2 protein-coding genes are annotated in these 2,718 nt (G+C 75.9%); both read right to left on the bottom strand.

The genetic code is table 11. From position 1 onward, the window contains the following. Positions 1–123: 123 nt before the first annotated feature. Positions 124–573, bottom strand: coding sequence for a nuclear transport factor 2 family protein (locus tag ACFV3R_RS34565; RefSeq protein ID WP_385591515.1), 450 nt, complete (start codon positions 571–573; stop codon positions 124–126). A 180-nt stretch (positions 574–753) separates the two neighbouring features. Next, positions 754–2,718 (bottom strand): phosphopantetheine-binding protein (locus ACFV3R_RS34560; protein ID WP_385591513.1); only part of this gene is annotated, 1,965 nt, incomplete at its 5' end.

The following is a 2,718-nucleotide window of genomic DNA, read 5'->3' as shown; positions in this document are numbered from 1 at the left end:
CCCAAGGACGTCGAACTCGCCGCATAACCCCAGCAACACCAAACCACCCCGAACCCGACAGGGATGCCTTGACGAAAGACATAGAGGCACCCCCCCCGCGGTCCGGCCGCGGGGTGGCGGTGCTCACTTGGCGAGCATCTCGGCGTACTGCTTCAGCATGCCCGCGCACTGGGCGCCGCGCAGGCTGCTGGGGTAGTCGCGGTAGTGCACGATCTTGCCGTCGCGCACCCGGACGACACCGATCGAGGACGGGAAGGAGAAGGGCTCGCCGCTGGCGGAGTTCTCTCCCTCGACCGTGAACTCGACCGTCATCACGTCGGGGTCGGTGCTCTGGTGGACGTCGACGCTGACCTTCCTGATGTCCAGGAGCTGCGACATGGGGTTGTCCCGTGTCAGCAGCGGGCGGATCGTCTCCAGCCCCTCGAACCTGGACGGGGCGCCCTCCAGGGCGAAGGGCAGCTCGTAGACGCCGTCCTCCGCGAACTCGTCGACGAAGGCGTGCTTGTCCTTGCTCTCCATCGCCGCACGCAGGCGTTCGGCGATCTCGGCGGCCGGACCGGTGGTGTGGGTCACGGTGAACCTCTCTCGTGGTCTGGCGTCCACCGCAGGCGAACGTGGCCGGTGGACTGCCCGGCACGATACGGAGACCGCTCTCCGGTTGTCAACGCGGCTTGCCACCACGCGCGTTGGGGCCCGACGACACAGGTCCCCGGGGTGCCGCCGCCTGCCGGTGGCACCCCGGGGACCTGTGGCCTACTCGCCGAGCGTCCCGGCGAGGTGCGCGGCGAGCGCGTCGGGGGTGGGGTGGTCCATCACCGTCCGGGGCGAGAGGTCGACCGCCAGCTCCTCCCCCAGCGCGGTGCACAGTTCGACCACGGTCATCGAGGAGAACCCCAGGGTGAGGAAGTCCTCCGCACCGTCGAGCTGCTCGGGTTCGGCGCCGAGCACCAGGGCGGCGTGTTCGGCCACCAGCTCCCGCAGCATCGCCGAGCGCTCCTCGGGCGTCGCGGCCAGCAGGCGGGCCCGGGTCTGCTCGGGTGCCGCCCGGCGGCGGTCCCGGTCGCCCTCCGGCAGCACGTCGGCCAGGAGGCGGCCCGGCCGGGTGTGCAGGCCCGCCCAGTCGGTGCCGGTCGCCACCAGTGGTGCGCCGGCGCTGCGGGGTGCGCGGCGCAGCAGCGCCGCCGCACCGGGGCCCGGGTCGCCCCACAGGACGGAGACCCCGGCCAGGCCCGCCCGGCAGCGCTCCCGCACCACCGCGTCGGCGAGGGCGGCGACGGACGCCGCGGCCGGCTCGGCGGGCGCCGCGAGCACCGCGGCGAAGTCACCGACGCAGGCGAACACCTCCGGCCCGGCGTCGCGGGTGGCGCGGTCGAGGGCGTCGAGTGCCGCCCGGTCGCGTGCGGCCCGGGCGGCGTCGGGCGCCGGGTGCGCCAGGTGGATGACGGCGTGGGGCCGGCGCTCCGCCACGACGGCGGTGAGGGCGTCCGCCAGGGCACCCGGTGCGTCCGGGCAGGTGAGCACCTCCACCCCGGTGGGCAGCCCGGTCTCCCGCCCCGGCTCCTGCCCGGCGAGGGCCACCACGACCTCCGAGGCCCCCGCGCGCGCCAGCCAGCGGGCGACGCGCGCACCGGCCGCCGTCGCCCCCGCCCACACCAGCACGGTGCCGTGCGGGTGCCAGGGCTCTTCGGCGAGCTCGCGGGGCGCCATCCGGACCAGACGCGGCGCGTAGATCCCCGAGGGACGGACGGCCACCTCGGTCTCCCCCGTGGCGCCGCTGAGCACCACCGGCAACAGGCGTCCGCAGTCCGCGTCCAGGACGGCGGGCAGGTCCACGACACCCCCGCCGGCCGACTCTCCGGCAGCGACGACCGCCCGGCCCGCGCCCCACAGGGCCGCCTGTGCCGGGTCGACGTCAGCGTCGAGACGGAGGGCGGCAACCGCCCGGCGCGTCGCCCACCAGACGGGGACGCCGGGGGCGACGCGGGAGAGCGTGTCCTGCGTGCGCTGCCACTCCTCCTGCGCAGCGGCCGGGTCGTGGAAGACCAGCACGCCCACGGGTGCGGACCCGGGGGCGAGGGGGTCCGGCTGCGGGGCCGCCTCAAGTTCGGCCGGGGTGCGCAGGTCCACCGTCGCGCCGGCGTCCGCCAGCGCAGCGGTCAGGGCGGCGGTGTCCTTGGGGTCGGGGCCGGTGGCGGGGGTGACCAGCCACCAGGTGCCGGGGCGCACCGGGGCCGGCGGTTCGGGGACCGACCGCCACACCGTGCGGTACCAGGAGCGGCGGTCGCGGCGCCAGTCGGCCAGGGCGGGGACGACCTCGCCGAGCGCGGTGCGCTGCTCCTCGTCCAGGTCGAGGTCGGCGGCCAGGCCGCTGAGGTCGGAGTCGTCCACCGCCGCCCAGAAGCCGGCGTCCTCCTCGCCCCGGGGGGCCGGTGCGTCGAGCCAGTAGCGGCGGTGCTGGAAGGGGTATCCGGGCAGGTCCACGGCGCGCGCCCCCGCAGGGACCACGGCCGGCCAGTCGACGGGGTGTCCGGCGGCGTGCAGCCGTGCGGCCGCGGTGACCACGGCCACGTCCTCGGGCTGGTCACGGCGTTGCGCAGCGACGATCGCGTACTCCTGGGAACGACCGAGGGTGTCGTTGATCATCGGGGTCAGGACCGCGTCGGGCGCCAACTCCAGGAACGTACGCACCCCCGCCCCGGCCATCGCCGCCACACCCTG

It is taken from the genome of Streptomyces sp. NPDC059740, assembly GCF_042733155.1.
GTDB lineage: Bacteria > Actinomycetota > Actinomycetes > Streptomycetales > Streptomycetaceae > Streptomyces.
The sequence above is the reverse complement of the archived record's forward strand: the minus strand, read 5'-3'. Positions and strand labels throughout refer to the sequence as shown.